This window comes from Actinophytocola sp. (assembly GCF_045807065.1).
In the GTDB taxonomy this organism is placed as follows: Bacteria; Actinomycetota; Actinomycetes; order Mycobacteriales; family Pseudonocardiaceae; genus Actinophytocola.
Genome location: NZ_JBJMIE010000827.1, coordinates 1 through 3,376 on the forward strand (window position 1 = coordinate 1; position 3,376 = coordinate 3,376).

3 protein-coding genes are annotated in these 3,376 nt (G+C 72.4%); 1 reads left to right on the plus strand and 2 read right to left on the minus strand.

Translation table 11 applies throughout. From position 1 onward, the window contains the following. On the minus strand, nucleotides 1-1,377 hold a 1,377-nt coding region (locus tag ACJ73U_RS47775; protein ID WP_407784460.1), incomplete at its 3' end, for an alpha/beta fold hydrolase. 241 nt (nucleotides 1,378-1,618) lie between these two features. Here ACJ73U_RS47775 and ACJ73U_RS47780 point away from each other — a divergent pair. Then, on the plus strand, nucleotides 1,619-2,464 hold the full coding sequence (locus tag ACJ73U_RS47780) for a lysostaphin resistance A-like protein (RefSeq protein WP_407784458.1): 846 nt from the start codon (nucleotides 1,619-1,621) through the stop codon (nucleotides 2,462-2,464). Between the two features lie 12 nt (nucleotides 2,465-2,476). On the opposite strand, the gene ACJ73U_RS47785 is transcribed toward ACJ73U_RS47780, so the two are convergent. Then, the coding region (locus ACJ73U_RS47785; RefSeq protein ID WP_407784459.1) for an efflux RND transporter periplasmic adaptor subunit at nucleotides 2,477-3,376 on the minus strand (900 nt) is incomplete at its 5' end.

Genomic DNA, 3,376 nt, shown 5'->3' on the forward strand with positions numbered 1-3,376 from the left:
CGCCTTCTTCAGCCCGACGCCGCCCTCCCACGGAGTGGCGTTGTCACGGCGGTTCTGCAGGATCAGGATGTTGTGCGGGCCGTCGCTCGTGACGCGCACGGGGTTCTCGATCGGCTTGTCCTTCCAGAACGCGCACGGCCAGATGTTGGCCGGCATGCCCGCGGTCAGCGGCCAGGCCCTCCGGTCCGCGGCGGTGTCGGTCCGGTAGTCGTCGACGTTCTTCGGGAAGGACGCGTCGCCGCAAGTCAGGACCGCGGACATGGTGGACTGGTTGTCCACGGGCACACCGGGGGTGTCCGAGTGAGCCGCGGCCTGGGCGAGGACGGCGTCGTCGGCCTGTGTCAGCGTCCCGCCGGCCAGGTCCGCGGCGGCCTTCCACAGCTGCGCCAGCACCGGCAGGGTCTCGTTGTGCAGCAACAGCCCGTAGGTGATGTTGCGCACCAGCTTGCCGGTCAGCGACGCCTGCGTGCCGGGGACGGGCACGGGCTGGCGGTCCAGGCGGTCGACGAGGTCGAGGTAGGTCCGCGTCACCTCTTCGGGCGTCTTCCCCAACCCGAGCGTGTCGTCCTGCGCCGCGGCGACCTTCGCCGCGTCGGGGAACCGGTCGGCCATGCCCTTGCCCCACAGGGGGAACTGCTCGCTCCACACCTTCGTGGGATCGACGTTGCCTTCCAGGACCACACGATCGGTCCGGTCCCTGAACAGCGCGCTGTACACGGCGCCGAGGTAGGTCCCGTAGGACTGTCCCCAGTAGGAGATCTTGTCCTCGCCGAGCGCCACGCGGATCTTGTCCAGGTCGCGGGCCGTGTTGGCGGTGGTGAAGTACTTCAGGTTCTTCGCCGACGGGGAGGCGGCGCACTCGTCGGCGATGGAACGGGCGAAGGCCACGTTGTCGTCGATCGAGCCGTCCACGCCGGGGTAGGGGAAGAGCCCGAGCGGGTTGGGGTCGCGCAGGCCGCAGCTCTGCGGGGTGCTGTGCCCGACGCCGCGCGGGTCGAACCCGACCAGGTCGTACTGGTCCAGCACGGAGCTCGGCAGCGTGGGCGCGACCTGGCTGGGCATGTCGATCCCCATCAGCGCCGGGCCGCCCGGGTTCAGCAGGAGCACGCCGCGCCGCTTGTCCTTCTTGGCGGTGGCGATCCGGGAGATCACGACGTCGATCGTCGACCCGTTCGGGTCCTGGTAGTTCAGCGGCACCTTCACCGTCGCGCACCGCTGGCGGGAGTCCCGGGCCTGTTCGCCCTGGGCCTGCTCCGGGCACGCGCCCCAGTGGACGGCGGTGGCGGCAGGAGGCTTCCGGCCGGTGTCCTGATCCTCGTCGTCGGCCGCCTCGCAGGCGGACGCGGCCCCCCAGGCCAATGCCCCGACAACGAACATCGTCACGGTTTTCATCCGATTGGCTTTCACGGCGCCGAAAGCTAGCGACGGCCGACCACCCCGCACATCCCTCTACGTCGGACGACTGGGGTAGCTCGGACGGGGGACAGGGCGCGGGATCCCCCGCGCGAGCTACACCGATTGACCGCCCGCGGGGGACCCGCGGACCGGGTCGGAATTCGTAGCGTTCTGGTCGTCGGCGCGCGGCAGGGCGCCGGGACGGACCAGGAGGAGGATTCCCATGGCGGAGCCGACGCGGGAGAAGAGCAGCACACCCGGCTGGCTGCGGCCGGTCTGGGTCCGGTTGGTCGTCCTGCTCGCCGGGTTCGGCGCGGTGATGGCCGTCGTCGGCCTCCTCACCGGTGCCCTGGCCGGCACCGGCGTGGGCTCGCTGGTCGTCGGCGTCGCCGGGGCGGTCGGCGCCCTGTGGCTCTACAACCGGGTGATCCGGACCCTGGAGCAGCGCCCGGCGACCGAGATCGACCGGTCGGCGGCCCCACGCGGTCTGCGCAACGGCGTGCTGCTGGGCCTCGGACTGTTCACCGCCACGTTCCTCCTGATCGCGATGGTCGGCGGCGTCGACAGCCTCGGCTGGGGCTCGGTCCTCGGGTTCCTCGCCGCCGTCGGCATCAACGCCGGCGCGGCCGTCACCGAGGAGATCGTGTTCCGGGCGGTGCTCTTCCGCATCGTCGCGCGGCAGTGGGGCACCGGGGTCGCCCTCGCCGTCTCCGCTGCCCTCTTCGGCCTGCTCCACCTGGTCAACCCGGGCGCCAGCGTCTGGGGCGCCGTCGCCATCGCCGTGGAGGCCGGCCTGATGCTCGGCGCCGCCTACGCCCTCACCCGCTCGCTGTGGTTCCCGATCGGCCTGCACTTCGGCTGGAACATGGCCGAGGGCGGCCTCTTCGGCACCACCGTCTCCGGCGCCACGAACCACGGCGGGCTGCTGCACACCGTCCTCGACGGCCCGAGCGCCATCACCGGCGGCGAGTTCGGCCCGGAGGCCAGCGTGTTCGCGATCCTGGCCTGCGGCATCCCCGCCCTGCTCTTCCTCCGCGCCGCCCGCCGCCGCGACCGCGCCGCCCGCTGACGCACCAGGGCTTCACCTGCCGGAGCGTTGGAAGACCGCCGGACCGCCGCCCGCCGGACCACCTACCGGACCGCCGCCGCGGAAGCCGCCGCCGTTCGACGAGTCGCTCGTCGGAAGGGGGCTGTCCAGGTTGGCCAGGACCACCTGCTGTCCCCGCGTCAGCCCCTCCTTGATCTCCGTGCGGATCGGACCGACCGCGCCGACCGTGACCGGCGTCAGCGTCGCCTGGTCGCCGTCCAGGACCGTCACCGTGTTGCGGTTCACCGCGGACGTCGGCACGGTCAGCACGTTCTTCGCCGTGGCCACCACGATCGACGCCGTCGCCGAGCTGCCCGCGGCCATCGTGGTGGGGGGCTTGTCGACCGTGACCGTCACCGGGTACGCGACCGTCTGCGCGTTCGGGTCGGGGATCGTGCTCACCCGGGTGACGGTGCCGGTGACCCTCGTCGACGTGCCCACCGGGGTCACCGTCGCCTGCTGGCCCACCTTCAGCTTCGTCAGCTGCTCCACCGCCACCGTCGCGGCCACGTCCGCCGCGCCCTCGCCGACCACCACGACCACCGCCGTGCCCGAGGAGACCTGGCCGCCGACCGCCGCGGACACCGCGGCCACGGTGCCGCTGATCGGGCTCTTCAGCGTGGCCCCGGCCAGGGACTGCTGCGCCTGCACCAACTTCACCTTCGCCTGGTCCACGGCCGCCTGCGCCTGCGCCACCGAGGTGGCGGACGCGGCGGAGTCCGACGGACCCGACCGCGAGTCGTCAGCGCCCGAGGAGCCCGAGGAGCCCGAGGAGCCCGAGGAGCCCGAGGAGTTCGACGAGTTCGCGGCGTCCGGCTGTGTCGCCTGCGCGTTTGCCGCGGCCGAGACCGCCTGCGACAACGCGTCGAGCTTGCCCTGCAACGTGTCCTGTGC

What these genes read in the sequence shown, in the direction of transcription:
- ACJ73U_RS47780 (WP_407784458.1), top strand. Translation starts at nt 1,619, where the DNA reads ATGGCGGAGCCGACGCGGGAGAAGAGCAGCACACCCGGCTGGCTGCGG.